This is a genomic window from Sphingomonas sp. CFBP 13714 (genome assembly GCF_014842205.1).
Taxonomy (GTDB): domain Bacteria; phylum Pseudomonadota; class Alphaproteobacteria; order Sphingomonadales; family Sphingomonadaceae; genus Sphingomonas; species Sphingomonas aerolata.
This window is the reverse complement of sequence record NZ_JACYVG010000014.1, coordinates 1-20,537: the sequence shown is the minus strand read 5'-3', so window position 1 is coordinate 20,537 and position 20,537 is coordinate 1. Positions and strand designations below refer to the sequence as shown.

17 protein-coding genes are annotated in these 20,537 nt (G+C 56.3%); 3 read left to right on the top strand and 14 right to left on the bottom strand.

All coding sequences use genetic code 11. The annotated features are described in order from the left end of the window. Window positions 1–17: 17 nt before the first annotated feature. From IFT54_RS19220 to IFT54_RS19185, 8 genes are all read right to left on the bottom strand, one after another. A complete protein-coding gene (locus IFT54_RS19220; protein ID WP_192071823.1) occupies window positions 18–389 on the bottom strand; it encodes a hypothetical protein in 372 nt (123 codons plus the stop codon). Between the two features lie 295 nt (window positions 390–684). After that, a complete protein-coding gene (locus tag IFT54_RS19215) occupies window positions 685–1,389 on the bottom strand; it encodes an EAL domain-containing protein (protein WP_192071822.1) in 705 nt (234 codons plus the stop codon). Between the two features lie 95 nt (window positions 1,390–1,484). Then, a complete protein-coding gene (locus tag IFT54_RS19210; RefSeq protein WP_192071821.1) occupies window positions 1,485–2,492 on the bottom strand; it encodes an AMP-binding protein in 1,008 nt (335 codons plus the stop codon). A 158-nt stretch (window positions 2,493–2,650) separates the two neighbouring features. Beyond that, complete coding sequence (locus IFT54_RS19205; protein ID WP_192071820.1) at window positions 2,651–3,937, bottom strand: sensor domain-containing diguanylate cyclase; 1,287 nt, start codon at window positions 3,935–3,937, stop codon at window positions 2,651–2,653. A gap of 11 nt (window positions 3,938–3,948) precedes the next feature. Beyond that, window positions 3,949–4,317: a phosphonate transporter gene (locus IFT54_RS19200; protein ID WP_342354875.1), complete on the bottom strand. Its 369-nt coding sequence runs from the start codon at window positions 4,315–4,317 to the stop codon at window positions 3,949–3,951. Window positions 4,318–4,443: 126 nt separating this feature from the next. Further along, window positions 4,444–6,225, bottom strand: a complete 1,782-nt coding sequence (locus IFT54_RS19195) for an EAL domain-containing protein (RefSeq protein WP_192071819.1) — start codon at window positions 6,223–6,225, stop codon at window positions 4,444–4,446. A gap of 187 nt (window positions 6,226–6,412) precedes the next feature. Continuing rightward, window positions 6,413–7,546 (bottom strand): GGDEF domain-containing protein, encoded by a 1,134-nt coding sequence (locus tag IFT54_RS19190; RefSeq protein ID WP_192071818.1) that lies wholly within the window; start codon window positions 7,544–7,546, stop codon window positions 6,413–6,415. Between the two features lie 190 nt (window positions 7,547–7,736). Beyond that, on the bottom strand, window positions 7,737–8,606 hold the full coding sequence (locus tag IFT54_RS19185; protein ID WP_192071817.1) for a sensor histidine kinase: 870 nt from the start codon (window positions 8,604–8,606) through the stop codon (window positions 7,737–7,739). A 331-nt stretch (window positions 8,607–8,937) separates the two neighbouring features. Here IFT54_RS19185 and IFT54_RS19180 point away from each other — a divergent pair, with 331 nt between their 5' ends. Then, the gene (locus IFT54_RS19180; protein WP_192071816.1) at window positions 8,938–9,714 is read left to right on the top strand and encodes a Crp/Fnr family transcriptional regulator; all 777 of its coding nucleotides are present in this window, start codon (window positions 8,938–8,940) and stop codon (window positions 9,712–9,714) included. Between the two features lie 291 nt (window positions 9,715–10,005). On the opposite strand, the gene IFT54_RS19175 is transcribed toward IFT54_RS19180, so the two are convergent. From IFT54_RS19175 to IFT54_RS19160, 4 genes are all read right to left on the bottom strand, one after another. Next, window positions 10,006–10,362, bottom strand: coding sequence for a hypothetical protein (locus tag IFT54_RS19175; RefSeq protein ID WP_192071815.1), 357 nt, complete (start codon window positions 10,360–10,362; stop codon window positions 10,006–10,008). A gap of 395 nt (window positions 10,363–10,757) precedes the next feature. Beyond that, window positions 10,758–11,117, bottom strand: a complete 360-nt coding sequence (locus IFT54_RS19170) for a hypothetical protein (protein ID WP_192071814.1) — start codon at window positions 11,115–11,117, stop codon at window positions 10,758–10,760. 119 nt (window positions 11,118–11,236) lie between these two features. Next, window positions 11,237–11,626 carry a type II toxin-antitoxin system VapC family toxin gene (locus IFT54_RS19165; protein ID WP_192071813.1) on the bottom strand — a complete coding sequence of 130 codons (390 nt, stop codon included), beginning with the start codon at window positions 11,624–11,626 and terminating at the stop codon, window positions 11,237–11,239. Then, the gene (locus tag IFT54_RS19160) at window positions 11,623–11,865 is read right to left on the bottom strand and encodes an AbrB/MazE/SpoVT family DNA-binding domain-containing protein (RefSeq protein ID WP_192071812.1); all 243 of its coding nucleotides are present in this window, start codon (window positions 11,863–11,865) and stop codon (window positions 11,623–11,625) included. The genes IFT54_RS19165 and IFT54_RS19160 overlap by 4 nt, the downstream gene beginning before the upstream one ends. Window positions 11,866–12,092: 227 nt before the next feature. Here IFT54_RS19160 and IFT54_RS19155 point away from each other — a divergent pair, with 227 nt between their 5' ends. Continuing rightward, window positions 12,093–13,220, top strand: a complete 1,128-nt coding sequence (locus IFT54_RS19155) for a site-specific integrase (protein WP_342354874.1) — start codon at window positions 12,093–12,095, stop codon at window positions 13,218–13,220. An 862-nt stretch (window positions 13,221–14,082) separates the two neighbouring features. Here the strand turns inward: IFT54_RS19155 and IFT54_RS19150 are convergent. Together IFT54_RS19150 and IFT54_RS19145 are read right to left on the bottom strand one after the other, a co-directional pair. Then, entirely contained in the window at window positions 14,083–14,871 is a 789-nt protein-coding gene (locus IFT54_RS19150) for a response regulator transcription factor (RefSeq protein ID WP_192071811.1), read from the bottom strand. A 192-nt stretch (window positions 14,872–15,063) separates the two neighbouring features. Then, the gene (locus IFT54_RS19145) at window positions 15,064–18,399 is read right to left on the bottom strand and encodes a TonB-dependent receptor domain-containing protein (protein ID WP_192071810.1); all 3,336 of its coding nucleotides are present in this window, start codon (window positions 18,397–18,399) and stop codon (window positions 15,064–15,066) included. 502 nt (window positions 18,400–18,901) lie between these two features. Here IFT54_RS19145 and IFT54_RS19140 point away from each other — a divergent pair. Further along, window positions 18,902–19,765 (top strand): hypothetical protein, encoded by an 864-nt coding sequence (locus IFT54_RS19140; RefSeq protein ID WP_192071809.1) that lies wholly within the window; start codon window positions 18,902–18,904, stop codon window positions 19,763–19,765. The last annotated feature ends 772 nt before the right edge of the window (window positions 19,766–20,537 follow it).

Sequence of the window (20,537 nt, the reverse complement as noted above, 5' to 3'; positions counted from 1 at the left end):
TTTTCATTCCGATCGCTTTAGTTCGTTGCCAAACCGACCCCCGGCAGCGGCTTCTCCCACTTGTCTTCTGTCGGCCAGCTACCTGCCGGTCCCTGCCAGTTGGTGGCATACATGGCAGTCACCGGTACTTCCTCACCGTCTAGAGACGCGCTGCACCGTATTTGGGTGGCGGTGCTTCTTAGCCAGACCTTTAATTCACCATCGCCGAATGGCGTGAGCCACGGCTCGCGGTATTTCTGTGAAAACCGCATCCTGCCGTTGCTGGCGTGAACTTGCTCTCCGTTCACTAGCAGGCGTTCTTGTCCCCACAGTGTCCAGCTGTACGCGTTATCCACCTCGACCATGGTGTTACCGATCTGGAATTCCCAGCGTTGACCAATAAGCCTCATCTTCCGTTCCTGCCCAACCAATGTCTTTGATGATGACGTTAATCTCACCACCATCATCGCCTAACCAGAAGTGAGGCGGAAACCGTTTTCTTTGCACTGCGCGTACCGGATCAATACGGCGAACCAAAGATGCCATAGTGGTCGACTTTGTCCAGAGCACGACATTCGTCAGTGGATGGCCGGGGTATCAGGCTGATTATTCGCGACGATGAACGAACGTCCAAAGTTGGGGAGCGGGAAGGGGTGGCTGAATTTCCACTTGTGGGTCGACTATGCCCTAACTAGACGCAGCGGCCTATAAGGGGGGGATGATCAGCGGCAGTACCTCTATCTGCGGACGTGCAAGCAGGTATCCTTGGCAGAAGCGAAGACCAATCTCGCGCAACGTTTTCAGTTCTGCCGCAGTCTCGATCCCTTCGGCAATGCAACTGATGCCCAGGTCTTTAGCCATTTTCACGACGCTCGCGACGATCGTCCGTCGTGCGGCGGAATGGTTGATCCCGCGGATCAGTGCCATGTCGAGCTTGAGCATGTCCGGACGTAGGTCCGCAAGCAAGCCAAGCCCGGCGTAACCAGCACCAAAGTCGTCGATGGCAGTGGTGAACCCGCGTGCCTGATAGGACTCGATGATGTGCCGAACATGGCCGACATCGACCATCCGCTCGTTCTCGGTGAACTCAAACATCAGGCGGCCAGGATTAAACCCGACGCGACGTGCAGCGGCTAGCGAGGCGCGAATGCAGGCGTTCGGTTCGTAAACGGCATTAGGCATGAAATTGATGGATAGTCTTGTATCGTCCTCCGGGGCAAACAGCGCTCCGGCCAGTTCAATGGCTTTCACCCGGCAGGCCTGATCGAACTTGTAGATCATGTCGGCTTCCACGCCCGCAAGCACTTCGCCTGCGGACCGACCGTCCGCCCCACGAACCAGCGCCTCATAGGCAAAGACGGATCCAGTCTCGATATCGACGATCGGCTGGAACGCCATGGTGATCGCCATCCCGAGCGGTGCACCCGTCCGGCAGCCGCTGCATGCATCCGTCATTGCGAGTGGTGTCCTACGTGCCGGGTAAGCCGCGGTGATCGGTGAATGCATCATGCCCAGTCTTCCAATTTTCCCATTGCATTGCGCGGTAGAGCCGGTCCGAAGCGAAAGCTTTTCGGGCATTCGTAGTTGGCCAGGCGAGCAACCATGAGCTGCTCGATATGCGCCGACAGCTGCGCAAGATCGTAATCGGGTTTCGGAACAACGAATGCCTTCAACCGCCCATGCCCGTTTAGGCGAATGGCGACATCCGCGACGCCGTCCACCGTCCGCAGCGTGTCCGCCACCCGCCCGGGCCAGACATTATGTCCCCCGATTTGCACAGCTCCATCGCGCCGACCAAGCGGCCGCAGAGTGCGACTGCTGATGCGTTCGATGTGGTCGGGGAAGTCCCAGAACCGGCCGTGGCGGTCGACAAGTCTCCAGTCCTCGTCATCATGTGTCGACAACTGCCAGCGAGGCAGCAGGTCATATCCGCTCGCCGGCACGTTGCGCATTGCAATACCGCTGGTTTCGGACGAGCCGTAAACGTCAACTAATCGTGTCAGCCCGGCCGCCAGCAGTCCTGTCGCAACACTTTCGTCCAAGGGCCCGGCCGAACTGACCCCTATGACATCTTTCGGAAAGCGAGGGGTTATGCGGAGTAGTGCCTGCCATTGCTCCGGTACCGCAATGACGAGGTCGCCGGCGGTGAGCCCAAGGGGGGCACCGATCGCCCGCGCCACGACCGGAACCCCCAACGCGTCGGGTAACAGGGCGGTCCAGATGATCCCATACAGATGATGTGCAGGTACCATCGCAACTACCCGGCGTCGCCCGGTAAACTGCGTTGCCAGGAATGCGGCCTCATCGATCAAGTCGGCGATGTCGTGCACACACGGACGCGGGCTACCGGTCGATCCAGAGGTCGCTACCGTCATCCGCCCATCGCCTTTGGAGTGAGCGTAGATAACCCAATCAACCCAGGCACCTACCGTTCTTGGCGGATCATCGCTCAACAAGCTGTCGTCGAGATCGAACGCCTCTGCCAACGCGCCTAGCGCACCAAGCTGCTCCATGGAGTCCAGACCTAGTCCGTCGTCGCCAATCAATGTCGAGCTCGGCCACTCCACCTCGCCCGCAGTCGGATGGTCCGTACCGCGCTGACGGCGTAACTCCGCCGCGACAACGGCACACACGATCCGATGCACGGCTGAACGTTGAAGGCGGTCCTCAGTCACGCTGGCTGGGGTTCAGCAAAGACCCGGTTCCGACCTGCGTGCTTCGCAGCGTAGAGACGCTTATCAGCCAGGGCGATAAGGGCTTCGATTGACCCCTCGGTCTCGTCGAGGGTCGCACAGGCCAGACTGGCCGTTACCCGCAGAGTGCCCGATGGAATCTCAACGACGACATCGGCGATCGCTACGCGAAGCCGCTCAGCAAGCTCCATGGCTTGATCACGATCGTAGCGTGGAAGCAGGACCCCAAATTCCTCGCCCCCCAACCGTGCAAAAATACCGCGTGGTGGCAAAAGCGAGATGCACGCCTCGGTAACTTGACAAAGAAGTTTATCACCCACCGGGTGACCGTGCGTGTCGTTGACCGACTTGAAGTGATCGAGATCGAGTACGACAAGTGACAGCGACTGACGAAGTTCGCGCCAGCTTTCGTGTTCGCGAGCCATCGCCTGACTGAAATGCCGTCGATTTGCCGCGCCGGTGAGATGGTCGCATGTCAGGAGACGCCGCACGTCTTCGCTCGCAGCGTCGCGACGCGGTACGTCACGCAGCACAACCGAAAACCGGGGTAAGGTCGCGTTGTCACGTGCCGACCGAGCGACGACGAGACGCTGACACCAGTAGCGCTCGCCATCGGCGCGTTGCTGCCACCCTTCCTGAAGATGCCAGCCCTCACGAACTGCGATCGCCAGCTGTTCGTCCAGACGCAGATCGCCGCCAGGCAGATCGGTGCTGAGGACATCGGCGAGATTGTGACCGGTAACGTCGGCCGGCTCATACCCGGTCTGCCGGGCAAAGCAGGTGTCGGCTGCTGCGATTTGGCCGTCTGGCGTGATCGTCAGCGCAGCATAGCCGTTGACGCCGTCGAGCAGCGTCGCGAACCAGGTATCAGCCTGCCGCAGTCGGTTTTCCTGAACAACTTGGTGGCTAATATCGGTGAGGGTTGCCATAAATCGATCCGCGGCGAGCTTGACGAGCGTACAGGCGAGGACCTTTGGCGTGGCACCGCTCTTACCCGGCCCGAGGTCGACGAAGATGCGGTGGCCGTCGCAGACGCGTCCCGTAGGCAGTGCAAAGGCTTCTGCCAAGGTTCGCAGTTCCGGGGCGTGATGTTCGAACGCCGAGAACAGATTGCTGACCCCACGCGAGCCCGCCAACGGCATCAGATGCTGCATCGCGTGCGGATTCATCAAGCCGATCTCGCCAGCTGCGTCGCATTCGATCAGGCCGATGGGACAGGCATATAGAAATTCGAGGAGCTCCTCCTCGCCCGACGTATCGGTCATTCGGCTCGCCTTCAGCGTTCAATGAGTATGTAGCGGCGCGGCGTTTTCGCGGTCGCGAGCAGCCGCAAGCGCACCTTGGTCGGCCGCATTCGAAGCGTCAGGACGTACGGGAAGACGTCATCGAGTTCCGGTTCATCTTCGAACCGCTGCGCCACCATGAAATTGTTCATGCACTGTGCGACCGCGTCAAAGAACGGCACTCCCATCACGGTGGCCGGATCCAGCCCCGACATACGGGCCTCGGTCGCGTTATAGACCTGCACGATCGTGTTAGCTTCAAAGCCTACAACGCCGAACGGCAGCGCATCACGGTCCGCTGTGCTCATCGTCTCAAAGTCGTGCAGTGCGACCATTTCAAAACTCACATCTGGTGATGACACGATTGGTAGCTCCCTCAGCGTGGCCTAATGCCTTAAAATGCTTAACTATTTGATAGATCCGCAACGTCTAAGGTTCGCTCGGCCAACGCATGCTTGCCCAGTATCTCGAAAAACCTGTTCGGATCGTTAGGCGGCACAAGGCATCGAACGAGCAGCCTTTCGCCGTTCTGAAAGCCAGGCGACAAACCGGGCGGCTTCCATCGGCCGGGCGAACCAGAAGCCCTGGGCTTCTTCGCAGGCAAGCTCTTTCAGAATGGCTGCCGCCTCGCCGGTCTCGATACCTTCTGCTACGACGCGATAGCCCAGCCTATGCGCCAAGCTGATCATTGTTTCCACGAGGACGAAGTCGGAACCTGTCGCCTCGGTTAGGTCGCGTATGAACGTCTGATCGATCTTGACGATCTGTGCTGGCAGACGTTGCAGATAGGCCAAACTGCTTTGTCCGGTACCGAAGTCGTCGATAGCAAGGCCGACACCTGCGTCCTTAAGACTCTGCAACACGTCTAGAGCCTGATCTGGATGATCCATGATCGCGCTTTCGGTAAGCTCGATCTCCAAATAGCCAAACGACAGCTCGCGGGCGGTCAGTCCAGTTGTAATCCTCTCGCAAAGGTCAGCTTCGCTTAGGTTGGCGGCTGAGATATTGGCAGATAGCGTGATCGCCAGCCCACCACGCTTCCACGCCGCCAACTGGTCCATTGCCGTATCAAGAACCCATTGGGTGGTCGGTCGGGCTAGCGACGTCTGTTCGATGATCGGAATGAATTCGCCGGGCGACACGTCGCCCAAAAGCGGATGGTGCCATCGCAGTAGCGCTTCTGCACCGATACAGTCGCCTGTGGAAAGATTGATCCGAGGCTGGTAAACGAGCCGAAGTTGATCCCCTGCCTCGAGTGCTGCGCCAAAGTCTTGTAACAGGCCATATTGGCGGCGATGCGCGGTATCGCGTGCTGGTGAATACAGCGCTATTGATCCCTCCGTATCCCTTGCATCCTGAGCAGCACTCGTAGCCCCTCGGATAAGGTCGTCGGCCGATACCGAACCGGCGGCAAAGGATCGGACGCCAATAGCTACGTTTGTCACAAAACGGACTGATGATGAAGCTCGCATGGTTTCAAGACCAGTACGCAAGAGCTCGATATATTCTGACTGCTCAACTCCCGATGGCGAGATGAATGCGAATTGTGCGGTGCCGATCTGGTAGGCGCTTCGATCCGGCCCGAGTGCCGCGCGCAATGCCTGGGCGCCCTCATGAACCATCTGATCGACGCGAGCCGCTCCCATGGCACGCGTAATTCTGCTGATCTGATCTTCGCGGGCCAAATCCACCACGACGGCGAAGTACTGCTCTCCCGCATGGTCTCGCCCCAGGTCTATCAGATCTTCGCGAAACTGGTTTCTCGTGGGCATTCCGCTGACGGGATCGATCCGGCCGAAAGCATGCTGCAGCTCGATTTGCGCCATGACCATGGCGGCAAGGTCAGTGAGAGCGGCAAGTTCAGCGGATGACGCTTTGCGAGGTTCGGTACCCAATACGCATAATGCGCCGAGCCCATACCCGTCATTGGTCACTAGTGGGGCGCCAGCGTAGAAGCGGGTACCAGCACGACCTAGTGGACTTTCGGCATAATCCGAGTCCTCAAGAAAGTCCTCAATAACCAATAATCGTGTCGTCTCCGTAACCTCCGCACACGGTGCTCCGGCTCTGGGAATGCTGTAATGATCGACGCCCACTCGCGACTTGAACCATTGCCGATCGTGATCGGTCAGCGATACGGCCGCGACCGGCAAGCCGAAGATCTGGCTCGCCATCCGGGTTATACGATCAAAACTTTCGCTTGCTGGGGTATCCAGCAGTTTTAGCTGATGCAGCGCGTCCAGGCGGGACGTTTCATGGTGGTTGCGCACACGAACTCCTTCGCATTTGCGCTTATAATCAAAACCTTAACGGTTCTAAACCTGCCTCACTGCGTCAGGTTAACTTATGTCGTGTTAAGTATGAATAGTGGGCCATCGACCGCCGCTGTCATTCCGCGTTGATAGATGATGGTTTGTGCCTGACCTGAGTATGCGATCGCCTATGCCATAAGCCTAGCTACGCGACGGTGGCCAACACGGCGCGGGAACGCCCCGTCAGCTTTGCGTCGTACAAAGCCCTGTCAGCCTCTAACATTAAGGCCGACAGATCGCACGGCGCACCCGATCTAATGGAGATGCCGACGCTCGCGGCAACTGTAACGTTGGTGTTGTTCAAGAGGAATGGTGTGCAGGATAATGTATCAATCAAGCGCTGCGCAGTTTGACAGGCCTCGTCAGGATTCATCTGATCGGCAAAAACGATAAACTCGTCGCCTCCGATTCTAGCGACAACGTCCGTCGCCGGTGTTACCTGTCTCATCAACTGGCTTACCTTGACCAGCAGTTGATCACCAGCCGCATGACCAAGAGTGTCATTGATCGCCTTGAAGCCGTCGAGGTCGATATAAAAAAGAGTGGCTCCGCTATTAGTGCCGTCTGTACGACGGGTAATGACGTCCTCAAGACCGGCACGATTCAGTAGGCCGGTAAGCGTGTCCTGTCGCGCGCGACGTCCGTTCTCACGCTCCGACCGCATCGTCTGAACGAGCATCGCATTCAGCCGATAGGCGGCATGCGTCATCGCATAGATATACATCGGAATCTGCAGAGCGGTCGCGAACATGATGAGTTCACGGGACATAACTCCAGCGATGGCGCAAGGCCCAAGGCTCAGCGTGATCATGACCATCACGAGCCGAGGTGCTGAAAAGTTGCGAAACGCCACCCCTCCGGTCATGGCCGCGGCGGACAGCATCACGAGGGTGGCAGCGAGCCAGTCCCCGCTCAGAAGAGTTATGAAGCAACCATAACCTACTGATCCTGCCCAACACACGGCAGCCAATATGTAGAGATCGATATGAGCCCTTTTGCCGCTCTGCGCGGCGCGAGATCCTTTGACAAGCAGCGGCAATCGCAGAGCGGCCAGTCCTATTTCCAGCGCTGCCCAAATCAAGAAAGGTGGTGTCGGTATTCGTAACGCCACGATCGAGGAGACGAGGATCGTGTTGAATACCCCGCCTAAAAAGATCGGGAGTGACCCGTACAATCCTTGAACCAGGGATGGACGAATCTCAGCTGGAACCACACCAGCACACTCGACCAGCCAACGCGTGACGGTCCAGCGCGGCAGCACACCATCGTCCTGTCGCATCTACTTCACTCCCGGGCCCCCCCCCCGGGAGCTCACGAGGTAAATGCCGTTTCGGGGTTAAATTTCAGTCAATCCGGATTGACGTGTATAGCACGAAGACCTCTGCATCTAGGCGTGAACGCCGAAATGAATGCACGGCAGAAGTTGGGCGACGCAGGAGGTGCACAAAGCGTCTGGTTTTGGGTCGGCGTCACATACAACAAGCAGCTGCACACTGGTCCTCTGCAGCGGAACGTTGCCGTCTTTCAAATAGGTGCAAAATGTCTTCTAGGAGTGCAGCGGTAAGGGTTTCCCCTTGTGCCCTGGCGAGATGAAGCGCCCATCGTATTGCCGAATGCAACGAGATCAGATTCTGGCTCTCTGAAGGCGCTTTGACATCGGAGGCCTCTGCAGCCTGAGGTTGTGGCGATGTTCCGCTCTTCGTCGAGACTGAGGTGCTGACATGCAATTCGAAAACTTTCGCACGCGATTGTGGACGAACGAACCGACCGCCGATCGATGCCATCAAGCGAGCCGATATTTCCATTCCCAAGCCTCCCCTTTTGGGGTTGTTAGGGTCTGGAAAAGGAAGGCCGTCATCATCCACCAGAACAATGACATTTCCCTCAGCGTCTGCCTTTTGCGTGACGAGGATGTAGCCATTCTTGCCATCCTCGAACGCGTGTTTGATCGCGTTCGTGGCAAGCTCATTCACGACCAGCGCAATCGTTGTGATTTGCGTTGGGGACAGTGCAACGGCGTCCTGTTCGACCTTGAGCGCTACGAGGATCGATCGAGGCTCAGCCTGTGACTGCAGCGCCGTGCACACCTGCTGCAGGGCAAGGGCCAGCGTTGGCTGGTTATTACGAAACAGCTCGCTTCGGGCTTGCGCCAGAATGGATACGCGCTGCGTAGCATCTGTGAGTATCTGTCGGGCCTCTTGTGATGACGCACGCCGACTCTGTAGTGCCAGCAAGCCAATCACCATCTGGAGATCATTGCTGCCGCGATGAATCGTTTCTTGAAGGAGTAGGCCAAGCTGCGTGTCGGCGGGACCGCTAGCCGATTGTTCGGTCTCCATAATATTTGTCCTTGCCCCGACCCTGATACGGCTTGAGACATACCGACTTTATGAAGCTGAAACATCTGCGCTGCCGACACTGTGCGATAGACAACAAAGCGCTGATTATTTCGCGAATTCATTCATAGGCAAAAATCTTGGAAATATCGTTCACGACACATTTCAGACCGAATTACTGAAGCGACCCGGAGAAGTGTGGCCTATCCCACACTTCTCATAGGTAAAGTTTCTTGGCCGTGAAAACGTGTAGGAGCTTACAATCGCTTGCCACTCTCAGGGCGCAGGCGGCTGAAAGATTCGACGCACTTTCGCCCCAAAAAGAGGGGCGATCATGTCGCATCCAGATGCCGTTTATACCAAAAACATTCTGCTAAGCGCGCTGTCGGCGGATGATCTGGCATTATTGCAGCCACATTTCACGAGGCACGACATTCGGCGCGAAGACGTGCTCGTAAAGGCAAATGCGCCGATTGAACACGTCTATTTTCTTGAATCTGGCGTCGCTTCGATCGTTGCTACGATGTCCCCCAGTCGCCCGACAGAGGTGGGAATATTCGGTCGCGACGGGGTTTCTGCGACATGCCTTTTATTAGGTAGCGATCGAAGCCCTCATCAGACCTTCATTCAGGTAGGTGGCGGTACCGCCCTACGGATCGATGCCGAGCTTTATCTTGCGGCGGTTCGTCGGAGCGAAACGCTTCGAACAACTCTTTTGCGCTACGTACAGTCTATGCTCGTTCAAGCGGCGCAGAGTACCGCTACAAATGCCTATCACCGTATCGAGTCCCGTCTGGCTCGTTGGTTGCTCATGTGCCATGACCGCGTCGACGGCGATGAAATCGCGCTCACGCATGACTTTATTGGGATGATGATTGCGGCGGAACGAAGTGGAGTGACTGTCAGCCTCCATATCCTTGAAGGTGCCGGCATGATTTACTCGAAGCGAGGTCGCGTAATAATTCGTGACCGCGAGGCGCTGGAAGAGTTGGCTGGTGATAGCTATGGGGTTCCAGAGGCTGAATACCGTCATCTGATCGCACCACTAGGCCGATCCTATGCCGATGCGACCACCCGGAATATCGTAGATCCTGACATGGAATCTAAATAGTATAAGAATCTGATTGTAGCGTTATGAATAATTTAAGTGACTGCTAGTGCCGGCGAAAGCTTTCACGCATCTCCGGCTAGACTTCTGTCTTGGGACAATTCGCAATTTCAAAGGCATGTGCGAGCAGCGCAGCTACCAAGCTATCGCCTCGTGCATCGGCGAGTTGCAGGGCATGCGCGATTGCAAGGCAGAGTGTATCGTCCGACGTATCAGAGGCATTGGAGGGCATAATCGACTCCGGACAATGGCGACCGCACGCAGGCTTATTAAACTCGCATTCGTCGACGGAGTTCAGGCTGTCTCGTCGCCGACATCAATTTCGGCTCTCGAGGGCTTGGACAGATAGCGTCGCAGCCGGTCGACCGCTTCGCCTGTCAGCAGCACGTCATCACCGTCTGACCTAGCCTCGATTTGTTTATCTTTGACGAGATGAGCAATCCAGCGTCGACCGGCAGCTGGGCTTGCGTGAGACAGTTCGCACAATCGCACTTCCGACATTGTTTCGTTTTTTTCGAGCGCGACGAACAAGTGGAGGAGCATATTCCACGCAAACTCGTCGAATATCTCACTTGGAAACAGACCGTATCGACGGTCTCGTTCGGATAGCAGGCGCTCTGCCTCATGGGCGCGAGTATTGTCGCCTTTCATGCCGGGTCCTCAATCGTAGCGGGTCAATAGGAGGTAGCATCGTGAGCGATCGAGACAGCTTGGTATTGGATGCCGACCGTCGTCGATTACGACTTAGCTTTCCTGTCTTCATCCGCAACATTTCGTTGGCGGTCTGTGTGATACCCCACATTTCCTTACAGGAACAAACTAGTACTTGACGGCAGTATCTTAGAGGAAGCGCATCGGCGATCGACGGCAGAGGCAGTCTGACGGTGACTGCCTAGGTCTTGGATAAAGCTCAGAAAGCATCAAGATGAATGGGTGTCTGAAGTTGGAGAGCCGCAAAGGGGGCGCGAATGTCTGGGTATGGGTCTGGCGGATTGAGATCTACCGGTTGATAATTGCAGTGTCCGGCATCAGCCAACAGCCAACAGCTATTTGCGGTTCAACGCTCGCTTGGCTTCGAACACGGCATCTGCGGCCTGGCCGCCAACCCGGTCCACGTCGCGGTTAAACTGATCGACGACACGCGGAGCCGTCAGACCGTCGAGTCCCTTGCGCAGTAGACGCTGATACTCCTGCCGAGAGTTGGCCTTGGCAAATGTCCGAGCCTTGAATTCTGAGAGTGCGGCTTCAAATTTGAGACGATCTTTCGGACCAAGGTCAGCCTTTGCCGCACGTAGCGTCTGATCAAAGGTTGCGGCGCTGCTCCCGTCGATAACGGTCGGAGCGCTCGCGCCGACGCCGCAGGCAGAGACGAGGAAGCACGCGGATAGCAGGATCAGGGGGCGCATATGATTACTCCTTGTATGCGAACTATGGCGGCGGGGCATTTTGGACCAGCGCAATCAAGTGCAGTTGTCACGCTTTGCCTCTTGTCGCGCGATAGCGACCATTCATTTGCATGACGTAATTACCGAATGACCACGACCTTGGCGCCGGCATCGCCGGCGATATCCTTCCAGGCCTTGTCCGCGGTATAGGCCGGCGCGCCGACGCGTTTGGCAAGCGCCAGGCAAAAGCGATCGCCCAACGACAGCCCGGCGGATGCAGTCACCGATCGCAGGCCCCCAGCCTCCCACGCCAGCGCATCGTCGGCTGGCACGACTATATAGGGGAGGGCACCCAGCATGGCCTGGATGTCTTCAAGCGGCGCGCCGAGATGGCCGAAGTGACTGATCACCTCGGCCTGATTGACCGCGCAAACCGATGCGTCCGCAATCACGCCGGCAACCTTGCTGGCGCCGCGCTCACCTTTGAGGAGCGCGAGGATCGCGGAGGCATCGAGCACGACATGGGTCATTCGCCGCTCTCAACGTGTCGCGAGGCAAGGAAGGCATCAACCGAGGCCTCGGGATGCTGCGCATACTGCTTGGCGATCGCCTGCGCCTTGGCCACCGCCTGATCGACGGTACGCAGGATGACACCCTCTGGCGTTTCTTCAACCAACACCGCGCCTCCACCTTCTAGGCCAAGCCGTTTGCGAATGCCCACGGGTAGGCTCATGCGGCCGTTAGACGTAATATTTACTTGAAGGGTCATGGGGAACCATCGGTCAAAAGTGGCATCGCCAGGAAATGATACCACAACCAAGATACAAGGGGGAGGGGGCTTCTCAGTGCCTAATCAATCCAGGATGCCATAATAGTTACTAGCGATAACTGGTATTCCCACTAGCAATTGGGGGCGTTACAGCCGGGCGATCGAAACGACAAAACCGGGTAGAAAAATGCGGCGATGACACATCGAAGGGACGTGGACGGATTGGCGTGACGATCGGCGATCAGCCCGACGCCCTGACGGTCCGGCTTGGCTTTGACCGCCGCGTCGACGTCGCCGGTGACAGTGTCATGATCGACGATGATGGTCCCGATCTGTCAGACGGGCAGGCGATCGTGCCGCAGTCCGACGACCATGCGCTGCAGCCCTGGCTTCCTGATCTCACCCATGACGATCAGTCGCGCGTCGATGACTTCATCACCCGCGCCTCGGCCACCGCTACCTTGCGCGCCTACCGGTCCGACTGGCGGCTTTTTTGTACGTGGTGCGACACACGCGGCTATCGCGCGCTGCCCGCAACACCCGCCATTGTTGCAGCGTTCCTGAGCGAACTCGCGACGACCGGCAGCGCCTTTTCAAGCGGACGTGCCTTGTCAAAGGCCTCGATCGGCCGGCGCCTGGCGGCGATCGTCTTTGCCCACCGTGCGGCCGAGCTTGAACCGCCCACCACTCAGGCCGGCGCCGCGGCGCTCGACAAGGTCATGCGCGGGATCCGTAATACCAAGCGTGGTGAGCGGCCGGCCAAGAAGCGGCCTGCCGACGGTGATGTGCTGCGCGATATGATGCGGACGATCACCGGCACGACCCTGCAGGACTACCGCGACCGCGCGCTGCTCAGCCTCGGCATGATGGGTGCGTTTCGCCGCTCCGAGCTCGTTGCGATCGAGGTCGCGCATATTGCTGAGGATCCGCGCGGCCTGATCATTCATATTCCTGTGTCCAAAGGCGACCAGGAGGGCAGGGGGCAATCCGTTGCCATTCTCGACGGTCGGCGCATGGAGCCGGTACGGCATTATCGTGCATGGTTGGAGGCGGCAGAGATCACCAGCGGTCCGGTCTTTCGGCGGCTGACGCCGCACGGTCGCGTGACGGCGCATGCGATCAGCCCGCAAACTGTGGCCCTTGTCGTCAAGGCACGCGCCGCTGCGGCCGGCTATGATCCAACGCTCTTTGCCGGCCACAGCCTGCGCGCCGGGTTCCTGACCGAGGCGGGGCGGCAGGGCGCCAATCTGTTCAAAATGAAGGAGCATAGCCGCCACAAGTCGCTCGAGATGCTCAGCGAATATGTGCGCGATCAGGAGGCCTTTCCGAACCACGCGGGCGAGGGGTTCGCTTAAGCGGCGTTGGAGACGGTGCAGCTTGGACACAGCAGGCATCGGCCTGATCCATAGTGGCGACGCTGTACCATTTAAAGGGCTAGTTAGCGCCGAAGCCCTACCGTCGCGGTATAGCCACCAGTGTGCTCGTGCTTTCGGGCACGCCTAGGCATTCGCCGGCACCCCTGTATTCAACCGGAAGAATGTCCCGTCGCCGCGCGAAGTCCGTGGATCGGGGCTAAGATGGCAGCATCCCCCACAATTAAGGGGAGGCCTTTATGCCCAAAACGCCTCCTTTGCGAGAAGAGTGGCGTTCCTGCAGACGACAGATAGCTTGATAGCGGGTAAAGTCATCATACAGAACGGACGTGGACTACGCTTAGCCTGTCGGAAAACCCGCGCAGGCCGATTGCCGTACATGCTGGCAATCCGACAGGGATTGTCGTGCAGCCGCGATGAGGAGATGCGAGCACTCGTTTGGGTCGCACGGTCGGGAGACGGCAATTATGTGTTTTCCGACGAGGCGTAGTGGGCAGTCGGCGCTCAAACGCGGCCAAGCCAAATTTGCCGGATTGTGTTGAAAAAGTGGGGGCGGCTCCGAGCACGCGCGTAGTTTAAAATACAGTCGAGCGTGCGCGGCGCTTCAGGCGAGTGCTATATGCTGATGGCAACGTATAAGATGGCCGTGGCATTTGCGCTGCACCTTTTTTGACTTCGTAGCCCGTCAAACAGTCACCTGACTTGTCACTAACGACTTACAACTTCAGAGCATAAATGATGGGCTGATGGGCTGATGGACTGTAGTGCTGGACAGTATACATATATTACATATGCAATAGTGCATACTTAAATTGGTGATCTATGTACTTTTAATACAATAGCCCTACCTCGTTGAATTTAGTAGTTGTTCTGAGGTTGAAACCCTTAGTCTGTATCCCTTTCCTCGAACCGTTTCTATTAAGTCATTGCGACCGCGAGTTAAAATCTTTTTGCGAAGGCGGCTTATGAAAACGTCAAGAGATCGTTCTTCGAGGACTTGGTTTATGTCAGCCATTAGCCCCATCAGGCTGGATCGATCTTTGATAACCCCAGGTTCGGAAAATAACGCATTTAGTATCAAATACTCTGAATGAGTTAGCGATGTAACCTCACCGGATGCAGAGTATAACTGACGTCTATTCCTATCCAAGGTCCAGCCTAAAAACGTCGCTTCTGGTAAATGGTTGTCTGGTTTATTCACGACCACGTTGAGGTGATTCGCCTGGCCAAAACGGCGGCGAAAAAGAGCGCGCACCCGCGCCTTAATTTCGCGAGGTCCACATGATAGTGCGATGCAGTCATCTGCACCAATCTCTAGTAATATAACCCGATCAATTTCCTCGTCTGTGTCAGACCTAATAATAAGGTAAGGTGGTTTTTTAAGTGAAGAGACAGACTGGACGATAGATATAGCATCAATATCGGGAAGGCTTGAATTGATAATCACAAGATCTGTATTCGACGCGAGCAACGAGTCGATTAAAAACTTGCCAGTGTCTACCAAGGATAGATCGTACAGTGCGTCTGGCATCCATTTACAGACATCAGCAGCCAAGCTAGGATCGCCCGCAACAACAACCTTTGGTTTGCCATTGATATCAATTGGGGAGGATCTCATCTCTACCTTATGCATTGAAGACTATCATCTGTCACAGGTCACACCTAGCTCGCCGTTATCAACGATAGTATCTATGCGAAAAAAGAATATTATCATCTAAGGATATATTTACAGTATATCTGGCGAAGAGCATGTTCTCGTTCGGTCGAACTCGCGAGATGATAATGAAGCCGCTTCAACAAGCGGCTTCATTATCATGACTGCAAGTTAGAACTTAAATTCAGCGCCGGCGTAAAAGAATCTTCCGACATTCGGATAGATAGATGACGTGGCACCACTAGTGAAATTCTCATTTCCTGCGAGCTCGTACGGAGGAAGCTCATTGCTTATGTTGTCTACGCCGAAATAGAAGCGATACTTCTCGGTGACGTTTAAACCAACTCTCATGTTGTGGTACACGACTGGATCATAGTTTACAAATGGTCGTGCGTCCGGATTGAGGGCTGGTCTACCTTGCGATGGAAAGAAGGTTTCATATGACAAGCCGGACACGATCTGCTTGCCAACATAACGCGCATTATAGCTGAGATCCAAAATGCCGAACTGGCCGCCAAGCGTCACCTGACCCTGCCAACGCGGATCGCCGAGACGGCCGTCGATACGGTCGAAACGATCGGGCTGGGTTATATAACTATATTCTTGACGATTCATAATGTGACTAACCAGGACACGAGCGTTCAAACGTAGATCGTCGCTAAGTCTCTTGGTGTAGGCGACATCGAAATCGATGCCACGCGTCCGAAGCTGCGCAAAGTTAAATGGCTGGTTCAAAAAACCTGTTCCGTTGCCCGATACAGCGAACGGGAACTGCGTCACACCCAGCGTTCGGTTGGTCTGGCCATTGAAGGTTAGGTTCTGGATTTGATCAGTGCTGGTGCGGCGAAAAACTGCATCGCAGAATGGGTTGTCCAATCCGGTAGGATCGTCATAGCAGCGGTCGATGATTGCCTGACCCGTTAGGCCGGAGATTACGTTTTTTACCCGTATATTGTAATAGTCAACCGAGATTGCCAGGCCTCGAACAGCAAGCGGGGCGAAAGTTCCTCCAACCGTAAAGCTGTTGCCGACTTCCGGAAGCAGATCTGGATTGCCTTGGTTTATGCCTGCAACGCCTCCTGCAGGCTGATTTGTCCAAGGTCGGGTCAGGCTAACTCCGGAAGCAGGGTCTGTGAACGTGATGGTTGTCGGGATGCCTGCTGCTGCACAGTTTTGCGCCCGATTGGGATTGCTGGTGATGTTATTTGACGAATTGGTTCCGCCCGGCTGGTCGCAGGGGTCGGTCAAACCATTCTGAAACGTTTGGGAAGCTGTCGCGAACAGATTGCTCAAATTCGGAGCACGAACCGATCGCGAGTAACTTGCGCGGAATCGCAAATCACGAATAGGTGCCCAAACACCACCCAAGTTCCACGCGTTTACAGATCCAGTATTGCCTCCATAATCCGAGATACGGCCTGCCGCCTCGAACGTCAGCTCGTTGATTAAAGGTAGCGTGAAGTCGCCACCGACAAGAGGTACCCGGAGTTCTCCGAAAACCTCCTTAATCTCGACGGCAGGTGGATCGAACGTTGCTGCCGGATTTAGAAAGGTGCGGCCAGACTGAGTGATCGCATCCTGACGCGACTGCGCGTCTTCGCGCCGATACTCCCCACCAACGGAAAAGCCGATCGGCCCGGCCGGAAGACTAAATAACCCACGGAGATCACCAGCTACGAAGGCCGTTGCGTTTATCTGTTCCGCCCACTGATTACGCGTTGACTCGTGTAGCACGTAGTTGAGTGCGCGCTGATCAAATTGGCCCTGCCCAAATAGGTTAAGCGGAATACAGTTGGGGTCGGCATTCCCCGTGGCGACGTTAGCGTTTACGCCACATACAACTCGTTGCCCCTGCGAGTTCAGCACAAAGTTTGATCCAGCGAAGCCTGTAGGTGCCAAGGCAGCGTTAGCTGCGCGATTAAACTCTGCCACAAGCACATTGCCGCCTGTGCGGTAGAAGTTCTCTGTGCGTCCGTAGTTTCCTGCAATCTCGTAGCGAATGTTTCCTTCAGAGAAGATTTCACCGCCGACGCCGATGACGCCCCGATACGTCTTCCGTGTATGAAACTCGGCCCGGGTACCAAGGTCGTTATTGAACCGGTTAAGCGTGAAACTAGTCTGGCTGGCTGGCAAGATCTGGTTCAGCGTAGCGGTCGCAGCTGGGCTTAGGAACGGATTTGTACGGCTGAACGAAGCAGACAATGTGCCGCCGGTGAAGGAGGGCTGGACGCTCTGCTGCTCCACCTTCACCTGTGCGAACTGAAACTCTGCGAATGGTTTGAAAGCTGACGAAAAGTTGCCCGTGAGTAGCATGTTAGCAATAAAGCGATTTTGCGAAGGCAGTAGCTGTGCGCCTTCAACACCCGTAGCATTCCCCCCGAACAATATACCGCCACCGATGGCACGGTTGTCCGTCAAACCGGTGGTCGACGGAGAATCCCGCAACAGCGATCCGTCTGGTTGGAAATTATAGAAATACGACAGTGGGTTACCTTGGGGATCGCTTTGCCCGGTGCAGACCAGCCCACGTTGTGCAGCATTGGCTGGCGTAGCGCCGATTGGGCAACTGGTGATGACGGTACCGCCAATCGAACGATTAGCAAATTTGCTGCCTCGAGGGACGAAGGTCGTATTCGGAATACCGTCAAAGTTGCGGTTGGGCGCGGTTGTGATCTGAGTGGTTACAAATGCCGGTGTGCCATCATACGCCCCCAGGTAGCTACGGTCAGCGAAGAGAACCGATTCCGCATGGCTATACTCGGCCGACACCGTCAGATTGACTTTGTCATCGAGAAAGTTTGCGCCAGTGATGCCGCTGACTAGATAGGTTCCGCGATCGCCATAGCCCGTAGCGCCACCTTGAGCACGAAGTCGCGTACCCTCAAAATCCCGCTTAAGAACTAAGTTGACGACGCCTGCAATCGCATCGGAACCGTAGATCGCTGACTGACCTCCGGTGACTGTATCTACGCGTTCCACAAGATCGAACGGAATAGTGCTGACATCTGGCGTATAGGCGCCAGGAACCGCGGACACGACTCGACGACCGTTTACAAGAACCAGCGTTCGCGCCGCACCCAAACCACGCAAATCTAGCAGACTGACGCCAGCAGTGCCAATGAAGCCTGTCGAATTGGCTTGGCTCGAAGTGGCGCGCAATTGGGGCAGTTGGTTCAGTGCATCGCCAAGCGAGACATCGCCTCGTACACCAATGACCTCAGCCGCAGATAGACTGGTGATCGGGATCGCCGCATCAATGGTGTTGCGAACGGGGATACGCGATCCCGTAACAACGATGTCATTTGCTTCGTCGCCCGCTGCGGCCTGCTCCGATGCAGGAAGAGCATCGTCAGGAACCGGCGCTGTCGTGGAAACGGGCGATTGGGTACGCGGAACATTGGAGGTCTGAACCAAGACATCAGGCTGAGCCTCAAGCGCCCAAGCCGGCGTCATGATAAACAACGACCCAACGAGCGCGGTTCCGTTGAGTAGATATGGCAATGTCATTGATTCCCCCTGTAATTCTCAACTCGATTTGGAGAAATCAGTACATCTTGCCTTTTACCGCAAGGGTGTTCCATTCCAGGTTACAAGTTTGTCATAAAGTGTTGTATTTATGTCACGACCGATGCCGGTTGTAATAAAGTCTGTAGCTTATGGTACTTTGTTGGTCCCAGGGCCCGATCAGAAAATGGGACTGTTCAATGCCGCTACGACTAGCGAGGTTGAGCGGTTCCGACTGTCGCAAAAGGGGTCCCTTCTGCGACGGCAGCTTTCGGGTGGAGAAGCGGACAGTCGGCAGTCGCCCAATAGCGGACATAGTGGTCGATGGCTGGACGTCTGCGCAGCAAAATTGCTATTCTCCAGGAGGGGGAGACAATCTATGCGCCGCAATCACTTGTACACTATGTCGTCCGCGCTCTGCTTAGTAGCCTGCGGCGGGGGCGGGGGGAGCGAGGGTTCCATTCAGGTTGTTCCCGCGCCGGCACCCTCCACAACTCCCGCACCGATGCCAACCGCAACTCCAACTCCAACTCCGGCTCCAACTTTTACCTACGGCAGTTTTGACCTGTCGCAGAATCGGGTGTTCGCTGGACAGGTAGCGACGGTAACTACCGTGGAGCGCTATACTTCAGATACCGCGCCCTTTTACTCGGTCGAATCACAGCAAGCATCGTTGCAAACATCTCCCAGTACGTTGGAATTATCATATGACGCCAGCAAGTTGCTTGTGATCCGATTTGCCGGAGAAACGGCAGTTTTCAATCCGGCTGAAGTAAGCTTCACTAATGCTGATGGCGTTAAGTGGCAGCGAACGCGGACGGTCACAGCGCGGGGCGACGCGGCGACGTTCGCGCGGTTCCCGAATATGGAATACGTCTACATCGCTGAGCAGCAAGTCGACGAGGACGCACGTGAGCCAAATGCCGCTGCCGCATCTCGTGATACAATGCGCTATTTCCTGATCGGGGAGCGTACACGAGACGGCGACATTCCTCTGTCAGGAACCACAAATTACGCCGTGGACCTCAATACAACGCGTGTTGGGCGTAATCGCGGTGGTGGCTTTAGTGTTTTTGGTGACGTCGCCTTGGCCATTGATCACGCTAATGGATCGGTCACCGCGCGATTGAGTGCCCAGCAAGGCAGTTATACCACGGGTACAACGCCGGAGACGGCAACCTTGGTCTTCAGTGGCATAATATCCGCGAACGGGATTAGCGGCGCGATCACTAGCCCCGATAGCAGCTATACGGGCGTCTTTACCGGCAATCTTTTCGGGCCCCGTGGGATTGAGGCCGGGATGGTTTTTACCCTTACCCGTCCCGATGGCGTCCGTGCGGCGGGCAGGCTTTTCGGCCGTCGCAGGTAGCCGCACCTTGGCCGCTGTCGCCCAATAGCGGACGCTCACGCGCTCTTCTTCTCGCCAGGTATCCGCTATAGCCTATCGAGAAAAGTGGGGCATCGGCATGCACTATCCTTTGATGGACATCACAGATCGTATCCCCGAGCCGCCCAAATGTTGGCTGCGAGGCATTCCACGATACTGTGATTACCATCCGCACGTGGCAACCTTCGCCCTAACAAACTTGTTGGTGCGAATGCGCTGTGAAGGTTGTCAGCGTACATTCGATGTCGCCTTCGGAACAAGCGCAGTCTTGCAAAGTAATGTCGTAGAGCCGGTGCTGGGCTATCCACTTGACTCAACGACGGGCGCTACCATCAAAGAAGCGCACGACGACTCGCCATTCCATCTTGGGGAAGACGGCTTCAATTGCATCGGAAACTCGATGACGGCGGGGTGGGTCGCTATCCTACAGGTCTGGGAACGAAGCGGAGCGAAATGGAAGCGGAGATTTGACCTCGATGGCCCGTCACCCGACTGCTAGCCTCCATATCTTGACGCACGAACGTCGCTGTTAACGAACGGCAGCTTTCCACCAAACCCGATCGTTCCGCTTACCCCCAGATCCATCTCAATGATCAGGCACTTGCACGTATCACAGCAGCTAGACGGGCCGGCCCAGTTTAGTAGCTACGCTACTGTGCACCTGTTCCGCTGTGCGGGTGGACGAGGATATGATTGACGTCTAGCCTTGGTCCGAGTTCTCGGAGTCTTTAGCGATGCTGATAGCGCGTTGGTT

Coding starts and splice junctions, on each gene's coding strand:
- IFT54_RS19220 (WP_192071823.1), bottom strand. CDS start 389: ATGAGGCTTATTGGTCAACGCTGGGAATTCCAGATCGGTAACACCATG.
- IFT54_RS19215 (WP_192071822.1), bottom strand. CDS start 1,389: ATGGCGATCACCATGGCGTTCCAGCCGATCGTCGATATCGAGACTGGA.
- IFT54_RS19210 (WP_192071821.1), bottom strand. CDS start 2,492: ATGGAGCAGCTTGGTGCGCTAGGCGCGTTGGCAGAGGCGTTCGATCTC.
- IFT54_RS19205 (WP_192071820.1), bottom strand. CDS start 3,937: ATGACCGATACGTCGGGCGAGGAGGAGCTCCTCGAATTTCTATATGCC.
- IFT54_RS19190 (WP_192071818.1), bottom strand. CDS start 7,546: ATGCGACAGGACGATGGTGTGCTGCCGCGCTGGACCGTCACGCGTTGG.
- IFT54_RS19185 (WP_192071817.1), bottom strand. CDS start 8,606: ATGGAGACCGAACAATCGGCTAGCGGTCCCGCCGACACGCAGCTTGGC.
- IFT54_RS19180 (WP_192071816.1), top strand. CDS start 8,938: ATGTCGCATCCAGATGCCGTTTATACCAAAAACATTCTGCTAAGCGCG.
- IFT54_RS19175 (WP_192071815.1), bottom strand. CDS start 10,362: ATGAAAGGCGACAATACTCGCGCCCATGAGGCAGAGCGCCTGCTATCC.
- IFT54_RS19170 (WP_192071814.1), bottom strand. CDS start 11,117: ATGCGCCCCCTGATCCTGCTATCCGCGTGCTTCCTCGTCTCTGCCTGC.
- IFT54_RS19165 (WP_192071813.1), bottom strand. CDS start 11,626: ATGACCCATGTCGTGCTCGATGCCTCCGCGATCCTCGCGCTCCTCAAA.
- IFT54_RS19160 (WP_192071812.1), bottom strand. CDS start 11,865: ATGACCCTTCAAGTAAATATTACGTCTAACGGCCGCATGAGCCTACCC.
- IFT54_RS19150 (WP_192071811.1), bottom strand. CDS start 14,871: ATGCATAAGGTAGAGATGAGATCCTCCCCAATTGATATCAATGGCAAA.
- IFT54_RS19145 (WP_192071810.1), bottom strand. CDS start 18,399: ATGACATTGCCATATCTACTCAACGGAACCGCGCTCGTTGGGTCGTTG.
- IFT54_RS19140 (WP_192071809.1), top strand. CDS start 18,902: ATGCCAACCGCAACTCCAACTCCAACTCCGGCTCCAACTTTTACCTAC.